27 protein-coding genes and 2 riboswitches are annotated in these 25,625 nt (G+C 64.8%); of the genes, 17 read left to right on the top strand and 10 right to left on the bottom strand.

What is annotated here, in order from left to right:
- The first annotated feature begins 226 nt into the window (after window positions 1-226).
- From EDF58_RS04595 to EDF58_RS04540, 12 genes are all read left to right on the top strand, one after another.
- Window positions 227-352, top strand: a complete 126-nt coding sequence (locus tag EDF58_RS04595; RefSeq protein WP_132263053.1) for an aa3-type cytochrome c oxidase subunit IV — start codon at window positions 227-229, stop codon at window positions 350-352.
- A gap of 3 nt (window positions 353-355) precedes the next feature.
- A complete protein-coding gene (locus EDF58_RS04590; protein ID WP_132263051.1) occupies window positions 356-1,489 on the top strand; it encodes an NAD(P) transhydrogenase subunit alpha in 1,134 nt (377 codons plus the stop codon).
- A 41-nt stretch (window positions 1,490-1,530) separates the two neighbouring features.
- Window positions 1,531-1,866 (top strand): proton-translocating transhydrogenase family protein, encoded by a 336-nt coding sequence (locus EDF58_RS04585; protein ID WP_132263049.1) that lies wholly within the window; start codon window positions 1,531-1,533, stop codon window positions 1,864-1,866.
- Window positions 1,866-3,278: an NAD(P)(+) transhydrogenase (Re/Si-specific) subunit beta gene (locus EDF58_RS04580; RefSeq protein WP_132263047.1), complete on the top strand. Its 1,413-nt coding sequence runs from the start codon at window positions 1,866-1,868 to the stop codon at window positions 3,276-3,278. Before EDF58_RS04585 ends, EDF58_RS04580 begins: the two co-directional genes overlap by 1 nt.
- Window positions 3,279-3,303: 25 nt before the next feature.
- Window positions 3,304-3,621, top strand: a complete 318-nt coding sequence (locus EDF58_RS04575) for a hypothetical protein (protein WP_132263045.1) — start codon at window positions 3,304-3,306, stop codon at window positions 3,619-3,621.
- A 42-nt stretch (window positions 3,622-3,663) separates the two neighbouring features.
- Window positions 3,664-4,824, top strand: a complete 1,161-nt coding sequence (locus EDF58_RS04570) for a deoxyguanosinetriphosphate triphosphohydrolase (protein WP_132263043.1) — start codon at window positions 3,664-3,666, stop codon at window positions 4,822-4,824.
- The gene (locus EDF58_RS04565; RefSeq protein ID WP_132263042.1) at window positions 4,817-5,497 is read left to right on the top strand and encodes an NAD(P)H-binding protein; all 681 of its coding nucleotides are present in this window, start codon (window positions 4,817-4,819) and stop codon (window positions 5,495-5,497) included. The genes EDF58_RS04570 and EDF58_RS04565 overlap by 8 nt, the downstream gene beginning before the upstream one ends.
- Window positions 5,498-5,598: 101 nt before the next feature.
- A riboswitch (glycine riboswitch) is annotated at window positions 5,599-5,704 on the top strand.
- 1 nt (window position 5,705) lies between these two features.
- Window positions 5,706-5,823, top strand: a riboswitch (glycine riboswitch).
- A gap of 34 nt (window positions 5,824-5,857) precedes the next feature.
- On the top strand, window positions 5,858-7,027 hold the full coding sequence (gene gcvT, locus EDF58_RS04560; protein ID WP_132263040.1) for a glycine cleavage system aminomethyltransferase GcvT: 1,170 nt from the start codon (window positions 5,858-5,860) through the stop codon (window positions 7,025-7,027).
- A gap of 12 nt (window positions 7,028-7,039) precedes the next feature.
- The gene (gene gcvH / locus EDF58_RS04555; RefSeq protein WP_132263038.1) at window positions 7,040-7,411 is read left to right on the top strand and encodes a glycine cleavage system protein GcvH; all 372 of its coding nucleotides are present in this window, start codon (window positions 7,040-7,042) and stop codon (window positions 7,409-7,411) included.
- A 31-nt stretch (window positions 7,412-7,442) separates the two neighbouring features.
- On the top strand, window positions 7,443-8,801 hold the full coding sequence (gene gcvPA, locus EDF58_RS04550) for an aminomethyl-transferring glycine dehydrogenase subunit GcvPA (protein ID WP_132263036.1): 1,359 nt from the start codon (window positions 7,443-7,445) through the stop codon (window positions 8,799-8,801).
- Window positions 8,798-10,399, top strand: a complete 1,602-nt coding sequence (gene gcvPB / locus EDF58_RS04545) for an aminomethyl-transferring glycine dehydrogenase subunit GcvPB (RefSeq protein WP_132263034.1) — start codon at window positions 8,798-8,800, stop codon at window positions 10,397-10,399. Before gcvPA ends, gcvPB begins: the two co-directional genes overlap by 4 nt.
- A gap of 4 nt (window positions 10,400-10,403) precedes the next feature.
- Entirely contained in the window at window positions 10,404-10,919 is a 516-nt protein-coding gene (locus EDF58_RS04540) for a DUF1453 family protein (RefSeq protein WP_132263032.1), read from the top strand.
- Window positions 10,920-10,985: 66 nt separating this feature from the next.
- Here the strand turns inward: EDF58_RS04540 and EDF58_RS04535 are convergent, their stop codons facing one another.
- The 3 genes from EDF58_RS04535 to EDF58_RS04525 form a co-directional block, all read right to left on the bottom strand.
- Entirely contained in the window at window positions 10,986-11,114 is a 129-nt protein-coding gene (locus EDF58_RS04535) for an entericidin A/B family lipoprotein (protein ID WP_132263030.1), read from the bottom strand.
- Window positions 11,115-11,282: 168 nt separating this feature from the next.
- Entirely contained in the window at window positions 11,283-11,417 is a 135-nt protein-coding gene (locus tag EDF58_RS04530; protein WP_132263029.1) for an entericidin A/B family lipoprotein, read from the bottom strand.
- Between the two features lie 83 nt (window positions 11,418-11,500).
- Complete coding sequence (locus EDF58_RS04525; RefSeq protein ID WP_132263027.1) at window positions 11,501-12,421, bottom strand: DMT family transporter; 921 nt, start codon at window positions 12,419-12,421, stop codon at window positions 11,501-11,503.
- 92 nt (window positions 12,422-12,513) lie between these two features.
- Between EDF58_RS04525 and EDF58_RS04520 the strand changes: the two genes are divergently transcribed.
- A complete protein-coding gene (locus EDF58_RS04520) occupies window positions 12,514-12,720 on the top strand; it encodes a hypothetical protein (protein WP_132263025.1) in 207 nt (68 codons plus the stop codon).
- On the opposite strand, the gene EDF58_RS04515 is transcribed toward EDF58_RS04520, so the two are convergent.
- Window positions 12,717-14,228, bottom strand: a complete 1,512-nt coding sequence (locus tag EDF58_RS04515; protein ID WP_132263024.1) for a CpaF family protein — start codon at window positions 14,226-14,228, stop codon at window positions 12,717-12,719. The genes EDF58_RS04520 and EDF58_RS04515 overlap by 4 nt on opposite strands.
- Window positions 14,229-14,524: 296 nt before the next feature.
- On the opposite strand from EDF58_RS04515, the gene EDF58_RS04510 reads away from it, so the two are divergent.
- The gene (locus EDF58_RS04510) at window positions 14,525-15,874 is read left to right on the top strand and encodes a sulfatase-like hydrolase/transferase (protein WP_132263022.1); all 1,350 of its coding nucleotides are present in this window, start codon (window positions 14,525-14,527) and stop codon (window positions 15,872-15,874) included.
- Window positions 15,875-15,959: 85 nt separating this feature from the next.
- Here EDF58_RS04510 and EDF58_RS04505 read toward each other — a convergent pair whose 3' ends face one another.
- The 5 genes from EDF58_RS04505 to EDF58_RS04485 form a co-directional block, all read right to left on the bottom strand.
- Window positions 15,960-16,214, bottom strand: a complete 255-nt coding sequence (locus tag EDF58_RS04505; protein ID WP_132263020.1) for an ATP synthase F1 subunit epsilon — start codon at window positions 16,212-16,214, stop codon at window positions 15,960-15,962.
- Window positions 16,215-16,220: 6 nt separating this feature from the next.
- Window positions 16,221-17,678, bottom strand: coding sequence for a F0F1 ATP synthase subunit beta (atpD, locus tag EDF58_RS04500; protein ID WP_132263019.1), 1,458 nt, complete (start codon window positions 17,676-17,678; stop codon window positions 16,221-16,223).
- A gap of 24 nt (window positions 17,679-17,702) precedes the next feature.
- The gene (locus EDF58_RS04495) at window positions 17,703-18,584 is read right to left on the bottom strand and encodes a F0F1 ATP synthase subunit gamma (protein ID WP_132263017.1); all 882 of its coding nucleotides are present in this window, start codon (window positions 18,582-18,584) and stop codon (window positions 17,703-17,705) included.
- Window positions 18,585-18,714: 130 nt separating this feature from the next.
- Window positions 18,715-20,244 (bottom strand): F0F1 ATP synthase subunit alpha, encoded by a 1,530-nt coding sequence (gene atpA / locus EDF58_RS04490; RefSeq protein WP_132263015.1) that lies wholly within the window; start codon window positions 20,242-20,244, stop codon window positions 18,715-18,717.
- A 13-nt stretch (window positions 20,245-20,257) separates the two neighbouring features.
- Complete coding sequence (locus tag EDF58_RS04485) at window positions 20,258-20,812, bottom strand: F0F1 ATP synthase subunit delta (protein ID WP_132263014.1); 555 nt, start codon at window positions 20,810-20,812, stop codon at window positions 20,258-20,260.
- Window positions 20,813-21,040: 228 nt separating this feature from the next.
- Here EDF58_RS04485 and EDF58_RS04480 point away from each other — a divergent pair, with 228 nt between their 5' ends.
- Together EDF58_RS04480 and ada are read left to right on the top strand one after the other, a co-directional pair.
- On the top strand, window positions 21,041-21,520 hold the full coding sequence (locus EDF58_RS04480) for a DUF1203 domain-containing protein (protein ID WP_132264127.1): 480 nt from the start codon (window positions 21,041-21,043) through the stop codon (window positions 21,518-21,520).
- Entirely contained in the window at window positions 21,517-22,557 is a 1,041-nt protein-coding gene (gene ada / locus EDF58_RS04475; RefSeq protein ID WP_132263012.1) for a bifunctional DNA-binding transcriptional regulator/O6-methylguanine-DNA methyltransferase Ada, read from the top strand. The genes EDF58_RS04480 and ada overlap by 4 nt, the downstream gene beginning before the upstream one ends.
- Window positions 22,558-22,597: 40 nt before the next feature.
- On the opposite strand, the gene EDF58_RS04470 is transcribed toward ada, so the two are convergent.
- Window positions 22,598-24,763, bottom strand: coding sequence for a primosomal protein N' (locus tag EDF58_RS04470; protein WP_132263010.1), 2,166 nt, complete (start codon window positions 24,761-24,763; stop codon window positions 22,598-22,600).
- A gap of 51 nt (window positions 24,764-24,814) precedes the next feature.
- Between EDF58_RS04470 and EDF58_RS04465 the strand changes: the two genes are divergently transcribed.
- Complete coding sequence (locus EDF58_RS04465; protein WP_243654070.1) at window positions 24,815-25,597, top strand: DUF4197 domain-containing protein; 783 nt, start codon at window positions 24,815-24,817, stop codon at window positions 25,595-25,597.
- The last annotated feature ends 28 nt before the right edge of the window (window positions 25,598-25,625 follow it).

Here is a 25,625-nt window from a genome sequence, read left to right as displayed (position 1 = left end):
AAGATACCGGTAAAGACGAAATTAAGGCTCCGCTCGTTTCATCGAAAAGACGGTCCGTGCAAAGTTTGCCGTGCCGCGCTTCGAAAGCGCAGGTTCGGCATCGAACTTGAGCATCCCCGGCGCTTCTTGATCAATGCAAGACATCGCCGCTTCGCACTTGAGCGCAAGGGCCGTCAACGCTAAATATCCCGGATCAAACAGCAATAATCACAGAGGATTCCGTTTCATGGCTTCAGGCAAGGACATCAAGGCGGCGACCGAAACCTACAACGGCTTCGTCAAGGTCACGGCCTGGAGCACGGGCATCATCGTCGTTATCGTGGCTTTCGTCGTCAGCCTGATCGCTCGGTAATCCGTGGCGCAAGGCACGCGGATCGCCGTCCTACGGGAGCGCGCATCCGGCGAAACGCGGGTTTCGGCCACGCCGGAAACGGTCCGCAAGCTTGTCGGGCTGGGCGCGGCGCTGGCCGTCGAGAGCGGGGCCGGGCTCGGGGCAAGCATCGCCGATGCGGATTATAAGGCTGCCGGCGCCGAACTGGGATCGGCCGAGCAGGTTCTGGCGGGCGCCGATATCGTTCTGGGGGTTCAGGGGCCGGATCCCGCCCTGCTGGGGCCGGTTTCGCCCGGCGCCTGGGTGGTGGCGGCGCTCGATCCCTTCATGCAGCGCCAGCGCGTGACGGACTATGGCGCGGCCGGGCTGGAGGCTCTGGCGATGGAGTTCATGCCCCGCATCACGCGGGCGCAATCGATGGACATCCTGTCCTCGCAGTCCAATCTCGCCGGATACAAAGCCGTTCTGGTGGCCGCCAACCTCTATGGCCGCGCTTTCCCGATGATGATGACTGCGGCCGGCACCGTGAGCGCCGCCAAGGCTTTCGTCATGGGCGTGGGCGTGGCCGGTCTCCAGGCGATCGCCACCGCGCGGCGCCTGGGCGCGCAAGTCTCCGCCACGGACGTGCGGGCGGCAACCCGGGAGCAGATCCTCTCGCTGGGTGCCAAGCCGATCTTCGTGGAGACCGTCGGCGGCATCGAGGGCGAAGGCTCGGGCGGCTATGCCACGGAAATGAGCGCGGAATACCAGCAGGCGCAGGCCGCGCTGGTATCCAGCCATCTGGCCAAGCAGGATATCGTCGTGACCACGGCGCTGATTCCCGGCCGCGCCGCACCCCGCCTGATCTCCGACGCGCAGATCGCCACGATGAAACCGGGAAGCGTGATCTTCGATCTCGCGGCTCCGCAGGGCGGCAATGTCGAGGGCTGCGTTCCCGATCAGGTGGTGGAGCGGCACGGCGTCAGGATCGTCGGCTATTCCAACACGCCCGCGCAGCTTCCCGCCGACGCTTCGGCGCTCTTCGCGCGCAACCTGTTCAATTTCCTCTCGGCATTCTGGGACAAGGATCTGGGCAAGCCCGTGCTGGACGAGGAAATCGGCAATGCGATCCGCCTGACGCAGGGCGGCAAAGTGGTCCACGAGCGGCTGCTCGGATGAGAAGCGCGCCGGAAGGGCGCTGAAAAGGGGCTAGCGAGTTCATGGACTTCGTCTCGATCCTGTCGATCTTCGTGCTGGCCTGCTTCGTGGGCTACTACGTCGTCTGGTCGGTAACGCCGGCCCTGCATACGCCGCTCATGGCGGTGACCAATGCGATTTCCTCGGTGATTATCGTCGGCGCGCTGGTGGCGAGCGCGGCACAGGGATCGCCCCTGGCGAAATGGCTCGGGCTGGGGGCCGTGGTGCTGGCCAGCGTCAACATCTTCGGGGGCTTTGCCGTCACCGAGCGGATGCTGGCGATGTACCGCAAGAAGGACAAGCCGGCCGCCAAGGCGAAGCAGGCTCCGCCGTCCGCGCAGGCAGGAGGCGAGCGCTGATGGAGGCCCATGCCTTGAACCCCTGGGTCGCCGGCGCCTACCTCGTTGCGGGCATCTGCTTCATCCTCGCCTTGCGCGGGCTATCGTCTCCCTCCACCAGCCGCGCGGGCAATCGCTACGGCATGCTGGGCATGGCCATCGCCGTGGCCACCACGCTGCTGACGCACGAAATCGCCAGTCTGCCGGAGATCCTGGGCGCGATTGCCATCGGCGGCGGCATCGGCTTCGTGATCGCGCGCAGGATCCAGATGACGGCGATGCCGCAGCTTGTCGCGGCGTTTCACTCGCTGGTCGGCCTGGCCGCCGTGCTTGTCGGCATCGCGGCCTATTACAATCCCGCCGCTTTCGGCATTCTCGCAGCGGGCGGCCTGGACATCCTGAAGGGAAGCCGGATCGAGATGGGGCTGGGCGTCGCCATCGGTGCGGTGACGTTCTCGGGCTCGGTGATCGCCTTCGCCAAGCTCAACGGCAACATGAGCGGCGCGCCGATCCTGATACCGGGCCGGCACGTCATCAATCTTGCGGCGCTGGTGGCCATCGTCGTGCTCGTCGGTCTGTTCCACTGGAACACGCCCGCGCTGTTCTGGGCGATCGTGCTCCTCAGCTTTGCCATCGGCTTCCTGCTCATCATCCCGATCGGCGGAGCGGACATGCCGGTGGTGGTGTCCATGCTCAATTCCTATTCGGGCTGGGCCGCCGCGGCGATGGGCTTCACGCTGCACAACACCGCCATGATCATCACCGGCGCGCTCGTGGGTTCCTCGGGTGCGATCCTGAGCTACATCATGTGCAAGGCGATGAACCGCAGCTTCATCTCGGTGATCGCCGGAGGTTTCGGCGCCGAGGCCGGCGCAGGCGGCGGCGCTGCCGTATCGGACCGGCCGTGGAAGCGCGGCTCGGCCGAAGATGCCGCCTTCCTGATGAAGGAAGCCGAGAACGTCATCATCATCCCGGGCTACGGCATGGCGGTGGCCCAGGCCCAGCATGTCCTTCGCGAGATGGCGGACCGGCTCAAGGCGCACGGCGTCGGCGTCAAATACGCGATCCATCCGGTCGCGGGCCGCATGCCCGGCCACATGAACGTGCTGCTGGCGGAAGCCAACGTCCCTTATGACGAAGTCTTCGAGCTGGAGGACATCAACGGCGAATTCGCCCAGTGCGACGTCGCCTTCATCATCGGCGCGAACGACGTGGTGAACCCCGCCGCCAAGACCGACAAAAGCTCGCCGATCTATGGCATGCCGGTCTTCGATGTAGAGAAGGCCAAGACCATCTTCTTCATCAAGCGATCGATGGGCGGGCAGGGCTATGCCGGGGTGGACAACGAGGTGTTCTACATGGACCAGACCATGATGCTTCTGGCGGATGCCAAGAAGATGGTCGAGGACATCGTGAAAGCGCTGGCGGACTGATTGCGGCGCCTTATAGGGCGCTGCCATGTTGCGCTTCCTAAAGTCTGCCCTTCTGCTCGTCGGCCTGGTCGCCGTGCTCTCTTTCGGCGTCCACCTTTATGCCGGCTGGCGCCTGCGCACGGCCCTTGTGGAGGCCGGGATGTCGGACCGCGTGGCCACCTGCATGTCGAAGCGCATGGTGAAGCGGCTGGGCATCCTGCAGCTGATCAAGCTGCAGAAACTGGAAGGCGACAAGAAAACGCCGGGAGCCTGGGTTCGCGGCGTGAAAGCCGTGAACGACAGCCAGGCCATTCTCGTGACCACTTCCTCGGCGGCCTTGTGCAAGACGGGTCTTGCTCGCTAGTAGGGCGCCGAGAGCAAGCCTGCTTTCGGGAAAGATTTCAGCTTGACCCTTGCACCTTACGCCTCCGATCCGGCTCGCTCGCGCGGCCGCGAGTTCCCCGTGGACACCGGTCTGCCGCGCGGACAGCGCAGCCCCTACCAGCGTGACCGCGACCGGATCGTGCATTCGATCGCTTTCCGCCGCTTGCGCTACAAGACCCAGGTGTTCATCGCGCCCGATGGCGACCACTACCGCGTGCGCCTGACGCACAGCCTGGAAGTGGCGCAAGTCGCCCGCGTGATCGCCCGGATCCTCGGCCTCGACGAAGACCTTACCGAAGCCCTCGCTCTTGCGCATGATATCGGCCATCCGCCTTTCGGCCACGCCGGAGAGGAAGCGCTCGACGCCGCGCTCCACAAGGCGGGCGGCTTCGATCACAACGCCAATTGTCTGCGCACCCTGATGCGGATCGAGAGCCCCTATTGCGAGCATGACGGGCTGAACCTGACCTGGGAAACGCTGGAGGGCCTTGCCAAGCACAATGGACCGGTGTCCGAGCCGAACTGGGCGCTGGCGGAACTGGACGCGGCCTATGGCCTGGAACTGGGCACTTATGCCTCGCTCGAAGCCCAGGTCGCGGCGCTGTCCGACGATATCGCCTACGACAACCACGACATCGACGACGGCCTGCGCGCGGGTTTCCTCGATCTCGACGAACTGCTCGCCCATCCTTTCATCGTGCCGCGCTGGGCCGACGTGGAACGCCGCTATCCGGGCGTTCCGCGCGATCGCCAGCTCGCCGAACTGATCCGAAGCCAGATCGGCTTCATGGTCAACGACCTGCTGGACGAGACGCAGAAGCGGCTCGTCGGCATCGATAGCATCGATCAGGTGCGCTCTGCCGGTCGCCAGCTGGTGGCCTTCTCGCCCGAGGTCGAGGAGGGCGAGCGGCAGTTCAAGCGCTTCATGTACGAGAAGCTCTACTACCATCCCGAGCAACTCGAAACGGCGCGTCGTGCGCGGGCGCTGCTGGCGGAGCTTTACTCGGCCTATTCGCAGGAGCCGGTGCTGATGGAGGAAAGCTGGATCGACGGCTTGCCCCGCCACGAACCGGCCCGCAGCCGCCACATTGCCGATTACATTGCCGGCATGACCGACCGCTACGCCATCTCCTGCCACGCCCAGATCTATGGCAGCACCCCGGAAGGGCTGCGCAATGTCTGATACGATCGTGGCTGCGCGGCGTCTCTGCCTCGTCGGCGCGAGTGGTCTGGTCGGGGCTGCGGTGATCGAGGAAAGCATCCGGCGTCCGGACGTTCGCATCATCGGCGTCGCGCGGCGAGAGGTGCCTTTGCCGGCGGGCGCGCGGCTGGAAATCCTGGTCGGCGGTACCGGCGAGTGGCCGACGCTGATCGAGGCCGCGCATGGCGACGTTCTCGTCTGCGCTCTGGGCACCACGCGCAAGGCGGCCGGCAGCGACGAGGCGTTTCGGGCGGTCGACCATGACCTCGTGCTGGAGACGGCTCGGGCAGCCCGCGAGGCCGGGATCGACAGGATGATCCTGGTCTCCTCCGTGGGTGCCGATGCCGAAAGCACCAACCTCTACTTGCGCACGAAAGGCGAAGTGGAAAAGGCCCTGGGCGAACTGGGCTTCGCGCGGCTCGATATCCTGCGGCCCGGCCTGTTGCGCGGGCGGCGGATCGAGGATCGTCCGCTGGAAATGGCGGGGCAGGTGATCGCCCCCCTGGCAGATCTGCTGGTTTTCCATGCCAGGCTGCGCCGGTTCCGCTCCATCGCGGCCGTGCGCCTCGCGCAGGTCATTCTCGCGCTGAGCGGCGAGGAGGCACCTGGAATTTTCGTTCATGAGCACGATTCCATGGCGGCGGTCCTGCGCTGAAGGCCCCACCGTCGGCCTCGCGGCTATCGGTGGAAATTATGATGCGCCGCAGCGCGATTGCGTTGACTTGGGCGCGGCGCTCAATCAAGTGACGAGGTATCGCTGACAGCGCGGGAGAGACCTGCTGATTCGCACATGCGGAAACATGCAGGCGCCGAAGGAGCAACCGCCCCGGAATCTCTCAGGCAAAAGGACCGCGCAGCGTCGATAGCGAGACTCTGGAAAGTGTCTCATCCCTTGGGATGAGGCCGCCGACGGTGTAACTTTGGTCAAGCCTTTTGGTTGGCCAAGGGAAGCTCTCAGGTTTCCGTGACAGAGGGGGCACCTGGAATGGTGTACCGAACTGTGCGGAGTCATGTCTTGAGCGAATATCCGATTACCGATTCCGATCAGGAAGAAGCCCCCATCGAACCGATGCTGCTGCCGCTCAATGGCTGGCACCGCGATCAGGGCGGCCGCATGGTCGAGTTCGCCGGCTACATGATGCCTGTGCAGTACGACGTCGCAGGGGGAGGCATCATGGCCGAACACCTCTGGACGCGTGAAAACGCCGGCCTGTTCGACGTCAGCCACATGGGCCAGTTGCTGGTCACCGGCGAGGAAGACGCGCAGACCGATATCGAGCCTGCGCTGGAAGCTGCGCTGCCGATCGACCTCTCGACCCTGAAGCTGGGCGCGGTGCGCTACTCGTTGCTGCTGGACGAGAACGGCGGCATTCTGGACGATTTGATGGTCTCGCGCTGGCCGGGCGGTTTCTACATCGTCGTCAACGGTGCCACCAAGTGGGACGATATCGGCACGCTGCGCGAATACCTGCCGGACGACGTCACGCTCAACCACCTTGACGACCGCGCGCTGCTGGCGCTGCAAGGCCCCAAGGCTTTCGCCGCGCTGGAACGCGTGGCCGAGGGCGAATACCCGCTGTCGGCGCTGACGTTCATGAAAGGCGGCCGCTTCACGCTGGGCGGCGTCGATGCCTGGATCAGCCGTTCGGGCTATACCGGAGAGGACGGTTTCGAAATCTCGATCCCCGGCGAAGCTGCTGCCACCGTGGCGGACCTGCTGCTGGCCCAGCCCGAAGTGAAGCCGATCGGCCTTGGCGCGCGCGATTCCCTGCGCCTCGAAGCCGGTCTGCCGCTCTATGGCCATGACATGGACCCCGAGCGCGGCCCGGTCGAGGCCGGTCTTGCCTTCGGCGTCAACAAGCGCCGCCGCCTCGAAGGCGGCTTCCCCGGCGCCGAGCGCGTCCAGCGCGACTTTGCCGAAGGCACCGCGCAGAAGCGCATCGGGCTGAAGCTCGACGGCCGCCAGGCCGCGCGTGAAGGCGCCAAGGTCTTCCATGGCGAACAGGAAGTGGGCGTAGTGACCTCGGGCGGCTTCTCGCCCTCGCTCCAGCACCCCATCGCCATGGCCTATGTCGACGCCGCCGTGGCGGCGGACGGCACGGCTCTTTCCATCGAAATACGGGGCAAGAAGCTCGACGCCATCGTCGCAGCCATGCCCTTCGTCCCCAACCGCTATCACCGCTGAGGATACCTACCCATGACCCGTTATTTCTCGCAGGAACACGAGTGGATCGAAATTGAGGGCGACCTCGGCACCGTGGGCATCACCGACTATGCGCAGGGCCAGCTTGGCGACATCACCTTCGTCGACCTGCCCGAAGCCGGCGCCACGTTCGGCAAGGGCGATTCGGTTGCGGTCGTCGATTCGGTGAAGGCCGCTTCGGACGTCTACACCCCGGTTTCGGGCGCGATCGCCGAAGCCAACGGCGCGCTCGCCGATGAGCCCGAACTGGTCAATACCCAGGCCGAAACCGGCGGCTGGCTGTTCCGCATCACTCTTTCGAAGGCTTCCGAACTCGGCGCGCTGATGGATGAGGCTGCTTACAAGCAGTACGTCGAAAGCCTCTGATTTACCGATAGAATTCACGGAGTATCGCCGCTTGCGCTACCTGCCCCTGACTCCCGCCGATCGTGCCGAGATGCTCGGCGTCATCGGTGCCGACACGGTCGACGACCTCTTCGTCGACGTGCCCGCCGAGGCCCGTCTTTCCGGTCCCATCGCGGGGCTGCCGCTCCACGCCAGCGAAATGGCGGTGGAACGGCACATGTCCGCGCTTGCGGCCAAGAACCTCTCGGCCGGAACGGCGCCGTTCTTCATCGGCGCTGGCGCTTATCGCCATCACGTTCCGGCCTCGGTCGATCACCTGATCCAGCGCGGCGAGTTCCTGACCGCCTACACGCCCTACCAGCCGGAAATCGCGCAGGGCACGCTGCAGGTGCTGTTCGAGTTCCAGACGCAGGTCGCGCGCTTGTTCGGCACCGACATTGCCAACGCCTCGATGTACGACGGTTCGACCGCGTGCTGGGAAGCGATCCTGATGGCCAGCCGCATCACCCGCAAGACCCGCGCCGTGCTGTCGAGCGGCCTGCATCCGCACTACGCCGAAGTCGTGCGCACGATGGCCAAGTTCACCGAAGACGATATCGTCTCGTTGAAGGCCGAACTCGTGGCTGATCCCGATGACGCTGCCGTCATCGCCCAGATCGACGACAAGACCTCCTGTGTCGTCGTCCAGTATCCGGACGTGATGGGCCGCATCCCCGACCTTGCCGCGATTGCTGAAGCCGCGCACGCCAAGGGCGCGCTGCTCATCGCTGTCGTCACCGAGCCGGTCGCGCTGGGCATGATCGAGGCGCCGGGCGCGCTGGGTGCCGATATCGTCGTGGGTGAAGGCCAGTCGATCGGCGTCGGCCTGCAGTTCGGCGGCCCGTACCTGGGCCTGTTCGGCTGCCGCGAGAAGTTCGTGCGCCAGATGCCGGGCCGTCTCTGCGGCCAGACCGTGGACGCCGAAGGCAAGCGCGGCTTCGTGCTGACGCTCTCCACGCGCGAACAGCATATCCGCCGCGAGAAGGCGACCAGCAACATCTGCACGAATTCAGGGCTTTGTGCGCTGGCTTTCAGTATTCACCTGACCCTGCTGGGCGGTGAAGGTCTGGCCCAGCTGGCCGCCGTGAACCACGACAAGGCGCAGGCAATGATCGAGCGTCTGGCCAAAGTGCCGGGCGTGACGGTGCTGAACCAGGCATACTTCAACGAAGCAACGCTGGTCCTAACCCGCGACGCCCGCGAAGTGGTTCGCGAACTGGCGGACCGCAAGGTTCTGGGCGGCGTCTCGCTCGGCCGCCTATTCCCGGAGAACAGCGATCTCCACAAGGGCCTGCTGGTGACGGCGACGGAGACCGTGACCGACGAGGATATCGAAACCTTTGCCCGTGAGCTTGAAGGAGTGCTGGCATGAACGCGGTAAACGCAAGCGGCTGGCGCCCGAGCATGGGTGAAGCCGGTGAGGGCGCTGGCTTCAAGACCGCCTCGGGCGATTATGGCCTGATGCTGGAAGAAGCACTGAGCTTCGAACTCGGTTCGTCTGAGAAATGCGGCGTCGATCTCGACACGCCCAGCCGTCCGGCAGCGGCCGGCCTGTCGAAGTTCCTGCGCAAGTCGGCTCCGGCGCTGCCCGGCCTGACCGAGCCCGAAACCGTCCGCCATTACACCCGCCTGTCGCGCCAGAACTACGCGATCGACCTCGGGCCGTTCCCGCTCGGTTCGTGCACGATGAAGCACAACCCGCGCCTGAACGAGAAGATGGCCCGCCTGCCGGGCTTTGCCGACGTTCACCCGCTCCAGCCGCAGAAGACGGTCGAGGGCGCGCTGGAAGTGATCGAGCAGCTGGCCGACTGGCTGATCACGCTGACCGGCATGGCCTCGGTGGCGATGAGCCCCAAGGCCGGCGCGCACGGCGAGCTTTGCGGCTTGCTCTGCATCCGCGCCGCGCTCGACGCGCGCGGTGAGAAGCGCGACGTGGTGCTGGTGCCTGAGAGCGCCCACGGCACCAACCCGGCGACCGCCGCTTTCGCGGGCTTTAAGGTCCAGTCGATCCCGGCGACCCCGGAAGGCCGCGTCGATGTAGAGGCGCTGAAGGCCAAGCTGGGCCCGAACGTCGCGGGCGTGATGATCACCAACCCGAACACCTGCGGGTTGTTCGAGCCTGACATGAAGGCGATCGGTGACGCGGTTCACGCAGCGGGCGGCTACGTCTATTGCGACGGCGCGAACTTCAACGCCATCGTCGGCAAGGTGCGCCCCGGCGACCTCGGCGTCGATGCCATGCACATCAACCTGCACAAGACCTTCTCCACGCCGCACGGTGGTGGCGGTCCCGGTGCCGGTCCGGTCGTGCTGTCCGAAGCGCTGGCGCCGTTCGCGCCGCTGCCTTTCGTCAGCCGCGGTGAAGACGGCCGCGTCCACCTCGTCGAGGAGGAAAACGCGGGCGAGGGCCATGCGCAGGCATTCGGCCGCATGGTCGCCTTCCACGGCCAGATGGGCATGTTCACCCGCGCGCTGACCTACATCCTCAGCCACGGTGCGGACGGTCTGCGCCAGGTGGCCGAGGACGCGGTGCTCAACGCCAACTACGTCCTGCGTTCGTGCGAGGATCTGCTGCCGGCACCCTTCGCCAAGAGCGGCCCGTGCATGCACGAGGCGCTGTTCAGCGATGCGGGTCTGGCCGAGGGCTTCTCCACGCTGGACATCGCCAAGGGTCTGATCGACGAGGGCTTCCACCCGATGACGGTCTACTTCCCGCTGGTGGTGAAGGGCGCGATGCTGGTCGAGCCGACCGAGACGGAAAGCAAGGCCGGTCTCGATCGCTTCATCGGTTCGCTGCGCAGCCTGGCCCAGCGCGCCAAGGATGGCGACCAGAGCCTTCACAGCGCACCGCACTTCGCACCGCGTCGCCGCCTTGACGAAACGCTCGCGGCGCGCAAGCCTGTGCTCGTATGGCAGGGCGCCCCGGGTGAGCCGGGCACGCCTTCGCTGAGCGAAATCGGGGGTAGTTGAGACTATGGGGGGAAACGGATATGCGGCCTGGCTGCCGTTGCTGATTTTCGCAGCAGTGATGGCCTGGCGTTTTCGCAGCCTTGAAAAGGCGCGGCCGCTCCGTCTCCCCCTTCTCTGGATTGCGCCGCTGATCGTCGGAGCGACCGTCAGCCTGGCGCTCTATGGCATGCCGCCGGGGGCGCTGGGCTGGATGGCCCTGGCCGCCGGCTTCGCCATCGGCGGCGGGATCGGCATGCAGCGTTCGCGCCTCATGCGGCTCCATGTCGAAGGTGAGGGGGATGAAGCCCGGGTGATGATGCGCCAGTCGCCCTTGGCGCTGGTGCTGATTCTGGTCGTCTTCGCCTTGCGGCGGATGATCTTGCCGGGCGGAATGGCGATCGGGGCGGGCCATCCGGCTGCCAATGCCCTGCTGATGACCGATGCCATGCTCGGCTTCGTGCTGGGGATGGTGGTGATCAGCCGCATGATCCTGTGGCAGAGGGCACGCGCCATGGTGGCGAACCACATCTCGGACAGCTGATCTTCGAGGGAAAAGCTTGTGGCGCGAAGCGGCAGACCGTTTCGCGCCACGTTACCTTCGGAGACCTCAGGTCGCGCGGTCAACCGCGTTTGCGGCAGACTCGATGTCCTGGCCGACGCCGCGAACGGTATTGCAGGCCGCCGCACCGAGCACGAGGCCCGAAACTGCAAGCGCCAGAACCGCTTTCCTGATCATGATTGCTTGAACCTTCAACGAACAATGTCCGAGGCGGATGCCTCGCGCTGTCGCTAATCCATCTTCCGATGGAGAGAAAGAGGCTCGCGGTCAGGTCAGCAGGCTATCCGCCGCGCCGATACGGCGTTGCGCCGCATCGGAGCAGCGGTGCTGGACGCCTCGGGCGAATTACTTGTTGATGGCGTCGTCGCCGGCCTGGCCGACCGATTCAACGTCCTTGCCCGCGCCCTTCACGGTGTTGCAGGCTGCGGCGGAGAAGACGATGCTTCCGGCGACCAGCGCGAGAACGAGATTCTTGACCATGTGAGGTTCCTTTCTACGCAATCCCGATCATTCAAGCGGGAACGTTGGAGGCAACTCTCGGTGAAGCCCCCGGTTCCCGGAGGCTAGCGCGAAGGCAGCACGGATTCTTCGATCGCGCTTTCATCCAGGGCAGAAGTCGGGGAGATCCGCTTGCTCAGGACGTGCTCCCGCCAGGTGATGACGAGTCCGGCAGCGATGATCAGCGGGGCGCCGAACCAGATCGAAGGCGGCGGCGCGTCGCCGAAAACGGTGTATCCGTAAGTGGTTGCCCAAATGAGGGCGGTGTAGTCCATGACCACCACGGTGGCGACCGCGCCGTGGCGCAGCGCCGCGGTGATGAGCAGTTGCGCCAGGGTTCCGGTAACCCCCACGGCGACAAGCAGCAGCCATATCTGGGGTTCGTGAGCGCGACCGTAGAAGGGGAGCAGCACGGCGGCGAAGAGCGAACCGAAGAAGGCGAACCAGAACACGCAGGCGATGGGTTCTTCGGTCCGGGCAAGGTCGCGGATCTGGAAGCTCACCACGGCGACGATGACGCCGGCGCCCAGTCCGGCGGCCAGCCCCACCAGTGGCAGGTCCTGCACCGGCGCATCGGGCCGGGTGATGACAAGCACCCCCAGGAAGCCCAGGACCACGGCCAGCCAGCGCCAGGGTCCAACTTTGTCGCGCACGACCAGCGCAGTGATGAGCACGGCGAAGAGCGGCGCGGTGAAGCCCAGGGTCGTGCCCACCGGCAACGGCAGCAGCATGGCTGCGGTGACGTTGCAGACCAGGCCGAGCGTGCCTGTGGTCGCGCGGGCGGCGTGAGTGCCGAGGCGCCGTGTCCGCAACATCGGCAGGCGGCCCGTCAGCAACAGTCCTCCGGCGATGAGGGGCACGGCCATGGCCTGGCGCCAGAATACCATCTCCGCTGCGGAGACCCCGCTGCGCCCTGCCAGCTTGACCAGCATGAACATCGTCGAGAGCATCACCATCGCCATCAGGCGCAGGGTGATGGCAAGCATCGGGCGGTCGGGCCGGGATGTTTTCGATGATGGGCGGGCGGCGTTCACCGCCAGGGCTTTAACTTGGCGGCGGAAGGAGGCAAGGGCGGGCCATGAACGATTCCGATAAGATCATGGCCGTGATCGGCGGCCTGGCGGTTGCCCTGGCGGCCGTGGCCTGGCTGGGCGACCGCCGCCGCATGAAGCGCCGCGACCTCGACCGGGTGGGCTTCATGCCCTGGACGCCCGTGTTCTTCTTCGCCCTCATGGCAGCGGTACTGCTGCTGGGGGTGGTTGGGAAGGATCTGTTCAGGGGTTAGAGGCAGGCTTCGAGATAGGCCTGGTCGAAGCCGAACTGGCGCGCCTTTTCCAGAGTGTAGGGGCGCAGGCCGGAGCTGCGGAATTCGCCGATGATCTTGCCGTCGTCGGTCTCGTCCAGATATTCGAACTTGAAAAGTTCCTGGGTGACGATGACATCGCCTTCCATGCCGATCACTTCGGTGATGTTGGTGGTGCGGCGCGAACCGTCGCGCAGGCGCTTCACCTGCACGATGAGGTCCACTGATTCGGCGATCTGGCGGCTGATCGCTTCCTTGGGGATCTTGATGTCGCCCATCAGGATCATGTTTTCCATACGGCCCAGGCACTCGCGCGGGCTGTTGGCGTGAAGCGTGCACATCGAGCCATCGTGGCCGGTGTTCATCGCGGCCAGCAGGTCGAAGCATTCCGCGCCGCGGATTTCGCCCAGGATGATGCGGTCGGGACGCATGCGCAATGCGTTCTTGACGAGGTCGCCGATGGTGATGGCGCCCTGGCCTTCGAGGTTCGGTGGGCGGGTTTCCAGCGGCAGCCAGTGCGGCTGCTGCAGGCGCAGTTCGGCGGCGTCCTCGATGGTGAGCACGCGTTCGCCGGGGTCGATCATCTTGGACAGCGCGTTGAGCATCGTCGTCTTGCCGGACCCGGTACCGCCCGAGATCACGACGTTCATCCGGCAGGCCCCGGCGATCTTCAGCGTGGTCGCCATCTTCTCGCTCATCGAACCGAAGTCCTTGAGCATGTCGATGGTGATCGGCTTCTCCGAGAATTTACGGATCGAGATGGCGGTGCCGCGCAGGGAAAGCGGCGGCACGATCACGTTGACGCGGCTGCCGTCCTTGAGGCGGGCGTCGGCCAGCGGCGTGGTCTGGTCGACGCGGCGGCCGACCTGGTTGACGATGCGCTGGGCGATCTGGAACAAGTGCTGCTCGTCGCGGAACTTGGTCGTCGCGAGTTGAAGCTTGCCCTTCTTTTCGATGTAGGTCTGGTTCGGACCGTTGACCATGATGTCCGAGACGTCGGGATCGTTGAGCAGCTCTTCCAGCGGGCCGAAGCCCAGCAGCTCATCGATCAGGACCTTCTCCAGCGCGAACTGCTCGCGGCGGTTGAAGGTGATCTTGAGCTCGGCGAGGACCTCCATGATGATGGGCCGGAATTCCTCGGACAGCTCGTCCTTGGTCAGCGTGGCGGCGGCCTCCGGATCGACGCGCTCCAGCAGGCGCGGCAGGACCTGCTCCTTGATCTTGTGGATCGATGCCTCGAAGCCGCTCTGCTCGGACTGGCCATCATGCACGGCATTGGCGCGGTCCGCGAGACGCGACATCGCATCGTCGCGGGAGTTTTGCGGTGCAGCGGTCCCGGAGCCGGCGGGCAGGGGAAAGGGATCACTGGAAGGCTGGGCGGCCCCGGCCGTAGTCTCGGCGCCAACCTTCAGCGGCTTGGCCACGCCGAACGCAGGCCTTGCGCCCTGGCCCAGTCCGCCGATGCCGTTGCGACGCCCGAATGCAGTCATGTTCTCGTCAACCCTTTCAGCGCCGGCACACCCTGCCGCATGGCGATGTCCTGCGATTGAGCGCAGGATTAAGGTTGAAACTTTGATAACTTCCTAATGGTGGCTGGAGTTCAACCATATTGCGGTGCACCGGCTCTTCAGGTCCAAAGGTGCCGCAAGTTGGCAGTTCAAAGCGGTCAGGGTGGTTTCCGGACAGTGCTGATTAGCTATGCGTTAACTACGCTTGCAATAGATAGCCGGGCGAAAGATCGGCCGGGGCAGGTCAGGTCGAATGAACGTTGGCTTGTGGGGTGCCGATGGGTAAGTTTACTTTATTGCGTAGTTTCTCGCTCAGTTTTACTTTCTGGTGGATTTGCATTCCGAACATCGGTGCAATTGCCATGTGGCCGATTGGCGGGCCGCAGATGGCATTCCCGATGGCTGTCTGTGGTGTCGCTGCCGTCGCGATTTGCCATTCTGAAAACGTTTGGATCAGGCGAGCAGGTATTGTTTTCTGCTTTTTGACTAGCGTGATGATGTACATCGCAATCTCGTTCAATCTGAACCCAACGACGGTCGTTGCTTCCGTTGGGTTTGCAAGAGAACTCGATCTTCGGCAATCACCCGAATATCTAATGGCCGTGGGAACCATATTGGTAGCAATGGTGCTTGCGATCAAATTTGCGCCGCAAGTTCCAAAGCTCTCGACGCTGGATCACAAGATCATGGCTTTGGCTACGGTGGCGCTCCTGATCCTTGTCGATGGTGCCGCTACTGCTGGAGCACGAGGGTCGTATAAGATGACCGCCCCAGCGGATGCACCGATCGACTCCGCCATGATCCGGAATGAATTAACGCCGAGCACAGTTAGCGCGCGGAATCTTGTCGTCATTCTTGTTGAGTCCTTGGGGCAGCCCAACAACCCCCATGATCAGGCTTTGTTCGATAAAGCCTGGGGTAAAGCGCGTTGGTCCAGCCGATATGAAGTCACTGGCGGTACAAGCACTTATTATGGTTCAACAACAAATGCAGAATTACGGGAGTGGTGCTCAGTCTGGAAGGACTTCGAGAGCTTCGACTTCGATAATGCGCATTGTCTGCCGGCGCAGTTCAAGGACGCGGGTTTTCACACGACCTCGATTCACACTTTCACTGGAGACTTTTTTGAGAGGCAAACCTGGCATCCAAAACTGGGGTTTCAGGATCAGCTTTTCATGCCCGAGTTACTGGGACTCGATGCCCATAAATGCGGGGGTGTTTTCCCAGGTGCCTGCGATACCGACATACCAAGTATAATCGGGGACAAGTTGCGTTCGTTACCTGACCGAAGGAACCTAATCTACTGGCTTACATTAAACAGTCATTTGCCAGTGGCGGAAGATAGTGACGCTCATACCGACAACTGTAGGCTTGCCGATCAGAATTGGAATGAGCAGTTTCCCATGCTCTGTCGTTCCTACTTGCTCCAGCAGCGACTTGCCGATTCTATCATGAAGGAAGTTATGAGGCCTGATTTCCCGGAAGCCGATATTCTCATTGTCGGGGATCACATGCCACCATTCTTCCAGCGAGCTCTTAGAAATCGCTACGATGCAGAACATGTTCCTTGGATCATGCTTCGCAACCGACGAGCATTGGATCGATCACGACAGGGGGCTGCCCTTTAAGAATATTGTTTCATCTTCAAATCAAAAAAAAGGCCGCCTCGGCTGAGGCGGCCTTTTTTTTATTTTTGCCGACTAGCGTGAGAGATCAGCCGACGTGCTCGGCGAGTACGGTCAGGCCTTTGTCGCCCACTTCGGCAAAGCCGCCGGTGATGCGGATTTCTTCCGGAGTGGCGTTCTCGGTCCGGTAGACCTTGAGCGCGCCGTCGGCGATCGTCGACATGAAGGGCGCGTGGCCCTCCAGCACGCCGAACTCGCCTTCGGTGCCGGGGACGACCACCATGTGGACGTCTTCCGAGCGGACGAGCTTGGCCGGCGTGACGAGTTCGAAGTGCAGAGCCATGATCGATTACGCCTCTTCGGCCAGCTTCTTGGCCTTGGCGACCGCTTCCTCGATGCCGCCGACCATGTAGAAGGCTGCTTCCGGAAGGTGATCGTATTCGCCTTCGACGACGGCCTTGAACGATTTCACGGTGTCTTCGAGCTGGACGAACTTGCCCGGGATGCCGGTGAAGACTTCCGCGACGTGGAACGGCTGCGAAAGGAACTTCTGGATCTTGCGAGCGCGGGCGACGGTGAGCTTATCTTCTTCCGAAAGCTCGTCCATGCCCAGGATCGCGATGATGTCCTGAAGCGACTTGTACTTCTGCAGGGTTTCCTGAACGCGGCGGGCGGTCTCGTAGTGCTCGGCACCGACGACGCGGGGCTCAAGAACGCGCGAGGTCGAGTCGAGCGGGTCGACGGCCGGGTAGATGCCCAGTTCCGAAATGGCGCGGTTCAGCGTGGTCGTTGCGTCCAAGTGGGCGAACGAGGTGGCCGGCGCCGGGTCGGTAAGGTCGTCCGCGGGAACGTAGATCGCCTGGACCGAGGTGATCGAGCCCTTGGTGGTCGAGGTGATGCGTTCCTGCAGCTGGCCCATGTCGGTCGACAGGGTCGGCTGATAGCCCACGGCCGAAGGAATACGGCCGAGCAGAGCCGACACTTCCGCGCCCGCCTGGGTGAAGCGGAAGATGTTGTCGACGAAGAACAGAACGTCCTGGCCTTCCTGGTCGCGGAAGTACTCGGCCATGGTCAGGCCCGAAAGCGCGACGCGGGCACGGGCGCCCGGCGGCTCGTTCATCTGGCCGAACACGAGAGCAACCTTCGAACCTTCCGACACGGCGTTGCCTTCGGCGTCCTTGGCGATAACGCCGGCGTCGAGGAATTCGTGGTAGAGGTCGTTGCCTTCACGGGTACGTTCACCGACGCCCGCGAAGACCGAGACGCCGCCGTGGCCCTTGGCGATGTTGTTGATCAGTTCCTGGATGAGAACCGTCTTGCCCACGCCGGCGCCGCCGAACAGGCCGATCTTGCCGCCCTTGGCGTAAGGCGCGAGAAGGTCGATCACCTTGATGCCGGTGACCAGGATCGCCGCTTCGGTCGACTGGTCGACGAAGGGCGGGGCTTCGGCGTGGATCGGGGCGAACATGTCCGAGCCGACCGGGCCGCGCTCGTCGATGGGATCGCCGACGACGTTCATGATGCGGCCGAGCGTCTTGGGGCCGACCGGCACCGAGATCTGCTTGCCGGTGTTCGACACGGGCTGGCCGCGGGTCAGACCGTCGGTGCCGTCCATGGCGATGGTGCGCACGGTGTTCTCGCCGAGGTGCTGGGCGACTTCGAGAACCAGCTTCTGGCCGTTGTTCTCGGTCTCCAGCGCGGAGAGGATGGCGGGCAGTTCGCCTTCGAAGGTCACGTCGACGACGGCGCCGATGACCTGGCTGATCTTGCCGGTAGAAGTTTGGTTGAGCACGGGTGCAGTGGCCATTTCGGTTTCCTTGCCTGCGATGACTTAAAGCGCTTCCGCGCCAGCAATGATTTCGACGAGTTCGGTGGTGATCGCAGCCTGGCGGGTGCGATTGTAGACGATGGTCAGCTTCTTGATCAGGTCACCGGCGTTGCGGGTGGCGTTGTCCATCGCCGTCATCGACGCACCCTGTTCGGACGCGGCGTTTTCCAGCAGGGCGCCGAACAGCTGGGTGCGCAAGTAGCGCGGCAGCAGCGCGGCGAGGATTTCCTCTTCCTCCGGCTCGTATTCGGTCACCGCATCCGCACCGGCGGTAGCGGCCACCGCCTTGGGAGCGGGGACGGGAATGATCTGCTGGTCTGTGGGCTCCTGCAGCAGGGCCGACCGGAACTTCGAGTAGAACAGATGCGCCACGTCGAACTTGCCGGCTTCGTACATCGCCACCAGTTCGTTGGCGATACGCTCGGCTTCGTCGAAGCCGGGGTCACGCACATCGGTGGTGTCGAACATGTGGGCGATCTGCTTCGGGAACTCGCGGCGCAGCGGCGCGCGGCCCTTGCGACCGACGAGGTAGAACAGGACGGTCTTGCCCTGTGCTTCCAGTTCACGCGCCTTGACGCGGGCAGCCTTGACGATGTTCGAGTTGAACGCGCCGCACAGGCCCTTGTCCGAGTTCGCGACGACGAGCAGATGCACCTTGTCGCTGCCGGTGCCGGCGAGCAGCTTGGGGCTGTTCTCGCTGACGGTGATCTTGGACGCGAGCGAGCCCATGACCTCTGCGAGGCGGGCGGCGTAGGGACGCGCGGACTCCGCGGCGGCCTGCGCCTTGCGCAGCTTGGCCGCGGCGACCATCTGCTTGGCCTTGGTGATCTTCTGGGTCGACTTGACCGAGTTGATGCGGCCCTTGAGTTCCTTGAGCGAAGCCACTCGTTGTTCCTCGTTTCGTCTTCCCCGGGATGGTCCGGGACCGGTGGGCCATCTTCAGGAAGTGCCTCGCAGGGAGGTCGGTCCCGATGATGGCCCGCGATCCCGGCTTACACCGGGATGACGGTTTCTCTTAAGCGAACTGCTTGGCGAAGGCGTCGAGCGCGGCCTTGGTCTTGCTCTTGGCTTCGTCGCCAAAGTCCTTGGTCGAGCGGATCAGCGCGAGGACATCGGCATGCTGTTCGTGCATGAAGTCGAGCATTTCGGCTTCATACTCGGTGACCTTGGCGACCGGCAGGCCGTCGAGGTAGCCGTTGGTGCCGGCGAAGATCGACACGGTCTGTTCTTCGAACGACAGCGGCGAGAACTGCTTCTGCTTGAGCAGTTCGGTCAGGCGCGCACCGCGGTTGAGGAGCTTCTGGGTCGAGGCGTCGAGGTCCGAACCGAACTGGGCGAAGGCCGCCATTTCGCGGTACTGCGCCAGCTCCAGCTTGATCGAGCCGGCAACCTTCTTCATCGCCTTGGTCTGGGCCGAACCGCCGACGCGCGACACCGACAGACCCACGTTGATGGCCGGACGGATGCCCTGGTAGAACAGGCCGGTTTCCAGGAAGATCTGGCCGTCGGTGATCGAGATCACGTTGGTCGGAATGTAGGCCGAGACGTCGCCCGCCTGCGTTTCGATGATCGGAAGCGCAGTGAGCGAGCCGTTGCCGTTCTCGTCGTTCATCTTCGCGGCGCGCTCAAGCAGGCGGCTGTGGAGATAGAACACGTCGCCCGGATAGGCTTCGCGGCCCGGAGGACGGCGCAGCAGCAGCGACATCTGGCGGTAGGCGACGGCCTGCTTCGAAAGGTCGTCGTACACGATCACGGCGTGCATCGCGTTGTCGCGGAAGAATTCGCCCATCGCGGCGCCGGTGTAGGGCGCGAGGTACTGCAGCGGAGCGGGCTCCGAAGCGGTGGCGGCGATGACGATGGAGTATTCCATCGCGCCGTTCTCTTCGAGCTGGCGCACGATCTGCGCGACGGTCGAGCGCTTCTGGCCGACCGCAACGTAGATGCAGTAGAGCTTCTTGGATTCGTCGTCGCCCGCGTTCGCTTCCTTCTGGTTGATGAAGGTGTCGATGGCAACGGCGGTCTTGCCGGTCTGGCGGTCACCGATGATCAGTTCGCGCTGGCCGCGGCCGACGGGAACGAGCGCGTCGATCGCCTTGAGGCCGGTCTGCACGGGTTCGTGCACCGACTTGCGCGGGATGATGCCGGGAGCCTTGGCTTCGACGCGTGCGCGCTTCTCGGCGACGATCGGGCCCTTGCCGTCGATCGGGTTGCCGAGGGCGTCCACCACGCGGCCGAGCAGGCCCTTGCCGACGGGAACGTCGACGATCGTGTTGGTGCGCTTGACGCTGTCGCCTTCCTTGATCTCGGCGTCCGAGCCGAAGATCACGACGCCAACGTTGTCGGCTTCGAGGTTGAGGGCCATGCCCTGAACGCCGTTGGCGAATTCGACCATTTCACCGGCCTGGACTTTGTCGAGGCCGTGGATGCGGGCGATGCCGTCACCGACCGACAGAACCGAGCCGACTTCGGAAACCTGGGCTTCGGTGCCGAAGCTGGCGATCTGGTCCTTGATGACCTTCGAGATTTCTGCTGCGCGGATATCCATTGTTCTGCCTTTCTTAGCCCTTCATGGCCTGGGCGAGCGAATTGAGACGGGTGCGGATCGAGCTGTCGATGCGCTTGGAGCCGATGGTGACGACGAGACCGCCGAGCAGGTCCGGATCAACCTTGGTGCTGACCTTGACCTTGCGACCCTCGCGCAGTTCCAGCTTCTGGCGCAGCTGCTCGACCTGCTGGTCGTCCAGGGCGTGAGCCGACGTGACTTCGGCGGTCGATTCACCGCGCTGGGCGGCGGCGATCGAAGCGAAGGCGCGGATGATCTCGGGAAGGGCGACGAGACGGCGATTGGCCGCCAGAACGCCCAGGAAGTTCCTGGTCAGCGGCGCAAGGCCGAGGACATCGGCAACGGCTTCGATGGCCGCGCCGGCAGCCTTGCGGCTGATTTCGGGGTTGCGAATCAGCTCGGCCAGATCGGCGCTTTCGCTGATGGCGAGGGCGATCTTTTCGAGGTCGGATTCGACCGTCGTTACGACGCCGTTCTCGCTGGCAAGATCAAACAGCGCCGAAGCGTAGCGTCCTTGCAAGCTGGCCTTGATGCCGCCGGAATTCTCCACGCGTGTCCTATCCTTACATCGGGTGGGCTGGGACACTTTGGGGCGCACGACAATGACGTGCCCCCCGGCCCGCAGACGGGGCGCGCATAGCGACGATAGTGTTACGATGCAAGCTATGGGAGGCGGCCTGACCACAATGGTTGGGAAAGCGCTTTAAAAGCAAGGGGCGGGAAGTATCGCCGCAGCGGCTGCTGCAAGGTTGGGACAAACGAACCAATGGAGTTTGCCATGACCTATCGAATCATCGGTTTGCCGAAAGATCGGTTCGCACCGTTTTTCGCGATGGACGCGCAGGAACTGGAGAAAAACGGGATGCGGCGCGTGATGGCGACCTCCCGCCCGGGCTATCCATGCCGTGTCAGCCTGCAGGATGCCGAGCCGGGCGAAAGCCTGATCCTGGCGAATTTCGTCAGCCATGATGTCGCCGGTCCCTATCGCAGCGCCTATGCGATATATGTAAGGGAGAACGCGGCGGAGACCGAGCCGCATGTCGACCGGCTGCCACCGGTGTTCGCCGGTCGCACGCTTTCGTTGCGGGGCTTCGACCGGGAGGGGATGCTGGTCCGGGCCAGACTGGCAGGACCGGGCGAGATCGAGAAAGCGATCGGGGCCTTGTTCGAAGATCCCGCGATTGCCGGGATTCACGCTCACAATGCCGCTTACGGCTGCTTTGCCGCGCGGATCGAACGCCATGGAGAGATGCAGTGACCGTCCTGGACACCCCCGTAAGCGAGGACCGCGCCTGGCAGGCCGTGCAGTCGCGCGACCGCACGTTCGACGGCCGCTTCGTCACCGGCGTGCTGACCACCGGCATTTACTGCCGCCCCTCCTGCTCGGCGCGGCACCCCCGGCGCGAGAATGTGCGGTTCTTCCCGGATGCCGGCGAAGCGGAGCAGTTCGGCCTGCGCGCCTGCATGCGCTGCCGGCCCAACGATGTCTCGCGCGACGAGGAAGCGGTGACGATTGCGCTGCGGTTGCTCGATTCCGATGAGGAGCGAACGCCGGGCCTTGCCGAACTGGCCGAGGCGACGGGCTATAGTCCGACGCATTTCCAGCGGGTGTTCAAGCGCGCGGTCGGTCTGTCGCCGGCGGAATATCTCCGGGCGAAGCGGGTCGCGCGGGCCGGCGATGCCCTGAGCAGCGGCGCGAGCGTGACCGAGGCGATCTACGAGGCCGGGTTCGGCGCCAGCTCGCGGTTCTACGAGGCAAGCGAGGGCAGGCTGGGCATGACGCCTTCGGCCTGGCGCGAAGGTGGGCGCGGCGTGACCATCCACTGGGCCGTCGTTCCCACCAGCCTCGGCGCCATGCTGGTGGCGGCGACCGGCAAGGGCGTGTGCCGGCTCTCCTTCGAGGAAGGGTGCGAGGAACTGGCGGCGCGGTTTCCGAATGCGGAACTGGTGGAAGGCGGCAGCGACTTTGCGCACTTGCTGGAAAGCGTCGTCGCGGCGGTGGAGCAGCCGGGGCAGTCGCGGGTGATCCCGCTCGATGTGCAGGGCACGGCATTTCAGGAGGCGGTCTGGCGCGAGCTGCAGCGCATTCCCGCCGGCGAGACGCGCAGCTATGCCCAGATCGCGGCGGCGGTCGGCAAGCCGGGCGCGGTGCGCGCGGCAGGCTCGGCGAACGGGGCCAACAATGTCGCGGTGCTCATTCCCTGCCACCGAGTGATCCGCACCGACGGGTCGATCGGCGGCTATGCTTACGGCGAGGAGATCAAGCGGGAACTGCTCAAGCGGGAGCGGGGGTGAACGAAGGCCTTCGCCGCGCATCGATCCGGCGCGGTGAAATTCACACGAACGAATAAGGGTCGATGTCGATGTTCACCCGCACACCGCGGGGGAACTGCAGCGGTTCCAGCCATTCGCGCAAGGTCTTCTGCAATTCGGCCGAGCGACGGGCATTGATCAGCAGGCGGAACCGATGACGGCCGCGGAGCAGCGATAGCGGGGCAGGTGCCGGGCCGAGCACCAGCATGTCGGGATGGTTTGGCGCCGTGCCGCCAATGGCGCGGGCGGCGGCTTTCGCCTCGGACTGGTCTTCCGAGGAAACGATGATCGCCGCCCAGCGTCCGAAGGGGGGCGCACCCGCATCGCGGCGGGCCTCGGTCTCGGCGGCGTAGAATGCGTCCCGGTCCCCGGCGGCCAGCGCCGAGATCACCGAGGCTTCCGGATGGCGCGTCTGGATCAGCACTTCGCCCGGCTTTTCGCCGCGGCCCGCGCGTCCGGCGACTTGGGCGACCTGTTGGTAGGTGCGCTCCGCCGCCCGCAAGTCGCCGCCCTCCAGGCCCAGGTCGGCATCGACCACGCCCACCAGGGTGAGATCGGGGAAGTGGTAGCCCTTGGTCACGAGCTGCGTGCCGACGATGACGTCGATCGCCTTACCCTCCGCCTTGGCGACGAATTCGCCGACGGCCTCGGCCGTGTTCATCGTATCGGACGTGACGAGCGCGACACGGGCCTCGGGCAGGATCTCGGCGACTTCGTCGGCAATGCGCTCGACCCCCGGCCCGCAGGCGACCAGGCAGTCTCCGGTGCCGCATTCGGGGCATGCCGCGGGTACCGGCACTTCATGGCCGCAGTGGTGGCAGGCCAGGCGCTGCGAGAAGCGGTGCTCCACCAGCCAGGCCGTGCAGTTCGGGCACTGGAAACGGTAGCCGCAGTGACGGCACAGCGTCAGCGGCGCGTAACCGCGGCGGTTGAGGAACAACAGGGACTGTTCGCCGCGCGCCAGCCGCGCCTTCATTTCCTCGACCAGACGCGGGGCGAGCCACTTGCCGCGCTCGGGCGGCTCCTGGCGCAAGTCGAGGATCTGGATGTCGGGCAGCTGTGCGCCGCCGAAGCGCGAGGGCAGGTCGACCTTGCGATAGACGCCTGCCTCGGCCAGCTGCATCGATTCGAGCGCGGGTGTCGCGCTGGCGAGCACGACCGGTATCCCTTCGAACTTGGCGCGCATCACCGCCACGTCGCGCGCGTTGTAGCGCACCCCGTCGTCCTGCTTGAACGAGACTTCGTGAGCCTCGTCGACCACGATCAGGCCGAGGCGGGCATAAGGCAGGAACAGCGCCGAGCGCGCCCCGACCACGACTTGCGCCTCGCCCGCCACGATGGCGCGCCAGGCGCGGCGCCGCTCGCTGGACTTCAGCGAAGAATGCCAGAGGATCGGCGGCACGCCGAAGCGGTGCTCGAAGCGGCGCAGGAAATTCTCGGTCAGCGCGATCTCGGGCAGCAGGACCAGGATCTGCCGTCCGCGCCGCAGCGCCTCGGCCACCGCCTCGAAATAAGTCTCGGTCTTTCCAGAGCCGGTCACGCCGTCGAGCAGGAACGGCGCGAACGCATCGGCGCGAACGGCCTCGACGAAGATGTCGGCCGCTTCCTGTTGACCGTCCGACAGCATGGGCTGGGCATGTTCGGGCCGGGCTCGGGCATAAGGACGGTCGAGATCGACGACCACCGGCTCCAGCAGGCCAGCGCCGACCATGCCGCGCAGAACGCCGTCCGACACCGAGGCCAGCTCGGCCAGTTCCTTGATCGAGGCCTGCTCGCCCTGGAGTGCGTCCAGCGCGGCGGCGCGTTGCGGGGTGAGCCGGGCGGGCTCCTGTCCGGTCAGGCGGTATTCGGTGGTGGTGCCGCCGCCGCGCAGCGCCGCCATGCTGCCCAGCGCCATGCGCGCCACGGACGAAAGCGAGGCGCAGTAGTAGTCCGCGGTCCATTCGATGAGGCGCCGCAGACGCTCCGGCAGGGGCGGCACGGGCATGACTTCCAGCAGGGGGCGCAGTTTCGATTCAGGCACTTCCTGCGTGTTCAGGCGTTGCGGCTCCCAGACGATGCCGAGGACCTGCCTCGGCCCGAGGGGCGCAACCACCACGGAGCCGAATTCTATCGCCATGCCTTCGGGGACGCGGTAGTCGAGGACGCCCAGTGCGGCGTTGAAGACGAGGATTCGGACGCGTTTCATGTAGGTTGCATATAGGCACTGCTGTCCGGGGGCGTGAAGGAGTTGATGATGGTGAACTGGGGAACAGGGGATAATTCGGCAGCCATGGGCGCTTCGGCGGAAGCGGACATGCATGTCGAAACCGGCGCGGCAAGCGCGTTTCGGTCCGACTGGAGCCGCCGCGGCGTGCTCATCGGCATGCTTGCAACCGGAGTGCTGATGCTGCCGGGCTGCTCGACTCTCGCGGCGGGTTCGGGCCTGGGTTCGGGCTCTTCGGCCGGCGCGGACCCGGTACGTCGCCTCATGCGCTTTTCCTCGGAACGGGCTTTCGCCTGGCTCGGCCAGCCCGAGGGCTTCTGGACCAGCCCCGTGGCCCGCATCCCGATGCCGGTGCTGTTCGACCGCCCCGGGCGCACGACCACGGGCGTGCTCAAGTCGAAGGCCTTCCGCGACAAGCTTCAGTACCAGCTCAACCTCTTCGCGACGCCCGGCGCGCGCGTGGCCGGTCCGCTGGTGCTCAAGACCGTGCAGAGCGTCGCCATCCCGAATCCGGCCGAAGTGATGGCAGGCGGCAATACCGCGGCCACCACGCTGCTGCGCCGCGCGATGGGGCCGGCGCTCGTCAACGCCATGATCCCCGAGATCGAGCGCGCTATGAAGGAGGCGCAGGACCCCACGCTGAACCAGGCGATCGCCGCGCTGAAGGGCGTGACCGTCCAGGACACCGCCCATGCCCTCGCGCTCGATGCCGACAACGGCATCTGGTACGAGATCGGTGCGGCCGAGGCGGCAATCCGCCAGGATCCGGCCGATACCAACGATGCCGTGCTGATCGGCGCGTTCAAGAAGGCCTGACCGGCCGGCCGCTCCGGCGGCCGCAAGG

It is taken from the genome of Novosphingobium sp. PhB57, from assembly GCF_004342985.1.
GTDB lineage: Bacteria > Pseudomonadota > Alphaproteobacteria > Sphingomonadales > Sphingomonadaceae > Novosphingobium.
Note: the sequence above shows the minus strand (reverse complement) of the source record. Positions and strands in the feature narration are given on the sequence as shown.

What these genes read in the sequence shown, in the direction of transcription:
- EDF58_RS04595 (WP_132263053.1), top strand. Translation starts at nt 227, where the DNA reads ATGGCTTCAGGCAAGGACATCAAGGCGGCGACCGAAACCTACAACGGC.
- EDF58_RS04585 (WP_132263049.1), top strand. Translation starts at nt 1,531, where the DNA reads ATGGACTTCGTCTCGATCCTGTCGATCTTCGTGCTGGCCTGCTTCGTG.
- EDF58_RS04580 (WP_132263047.1), top strand. Translation starts at nt 1,866, where the DNA reads ATGGAGGCCCATGCCTTGAACCCCTGGGTCGCCGGCGCCTACCTCGTT.
- EDF58_RS04575 (WP_132263045.1), top strand. Translation starts at nt 3,304, where the DNA reads ATGTTGCGCTTCCTAAAGTCTGCCCTTCTGCTCGTCGGCCTGGTCGCC.
- EDF58_RS04565 (WP_132263042.1), top strand. Translation starts at nt 4,817, where the DNA reads ATGTCTGATACGATCGTGGCTGCGCGGCGTCTCTGCCTCGTCGGCGCG.
- gcvH (WP_132263038.1), top strand. Translation starts at nt 7,040, where the DNA reads ATGACCCGTTATTTCTCGCAGGAACACGAGTGGATCGAAATTGAGGGC.
- gcvPB (WP_132263034.1), top strand. Translation starts at nt 8,798, where the DNA reads ATGAACGCGGTAAACGCAAGCGGCTGGCGCCCGAGCATGGGTGAAGCC.
- EDF58_RS04540 (WP_132263032.1), top strand. Translation starts at nt 10,404, where the DNA reads ATGGGGGGAAACGGATATGCGGCCTGGCTGCCGTTGCTGATTTTCGCA.
- EDF58_RS04535 (WP_132263030.1), bottom strand. Translation starts at nt 11,114, where the DNA reads ATGATCAGGAAAGCGGTTCTGGCGCTTGCAGTTTCGGGCCTCGTGCTC.
- EDF58_RS04530 (WP_132263029.1), bottom strand. Translation starts at nt 11,417, where the DNA reads ATGGTCAAGAATCTCGTTCTCGCGCTGGTCGCCGGAAGCATCGTCTTC.
- EDF58_RS04525 (WP_132263027.1), bottom strand. Translation starts at nt 12,421, where the DNA reads ATGCTTGCCATCACCCTGCGCCTGATGGCGATGGTGATGCTCTCGACG.
- EDF58_RS04520 (WP_132263025.1), top strand. Translation starts at nt 12,514, where the DNA reads ATGAACGATTCCGATAAGATCATGGCCGTGATCGGCGGCCTGGCGGTT.
- EDF58_RS04515 (WP_132263024.1), bottom strand. Translation starts at nt 14,228, where the DNA reads ATGACTGCATTCGGGCGTCGCAACGGCATCGGCGGACTGGGCCAGGGC.
- EDF58_RS04510 (WP_132263022.1), top strand. Translation starts at nt 14,525, where the DNA reads ATGGGTAAGTTTACTTTATTGCGTAGTTTCTCGCTCAGTTTTACTTTC.
- EDF58_RS04505 (WP_132263020.1), bottom strand. Translation starts at nt 16,214, where the DNA reads ATGGCTCTGCACTTCGAACTCGTCACGCCGGCCAAGCTCGTCCGCTCG.
- atpD (WP_132263019.1), bottom strand. Translation starts at nt 17,678, where the DNA reads ATGGCCACTGCACCCGTGCTCAACCAAACTTCTACCGGCAAGATCAGC.
- atpA (WP_132263015.1), bottom strand. Translation starts at nt 20,244, where the DNA reads ATGGATATCCGCGCAGCAGAAATCTCGAAGGTCATCAAGGACCAGATC.
- EDF58_RS04480 (WP_132264127.1), top strand. Translation starts at nt 21,041, where the DNA reads ATGACCTATCGAATCATCGGTTTGCCGAAAGATCGGTTCGCACCGTTT.
- EDF58_RS04470 (WP_132263010.1), bottom strand. Translation starts at nt 24,763, where the DNA reads ATGAAACGCGTCCGAATCCTCGTCTTCAACGCCGCACTGGGCGTCCTC.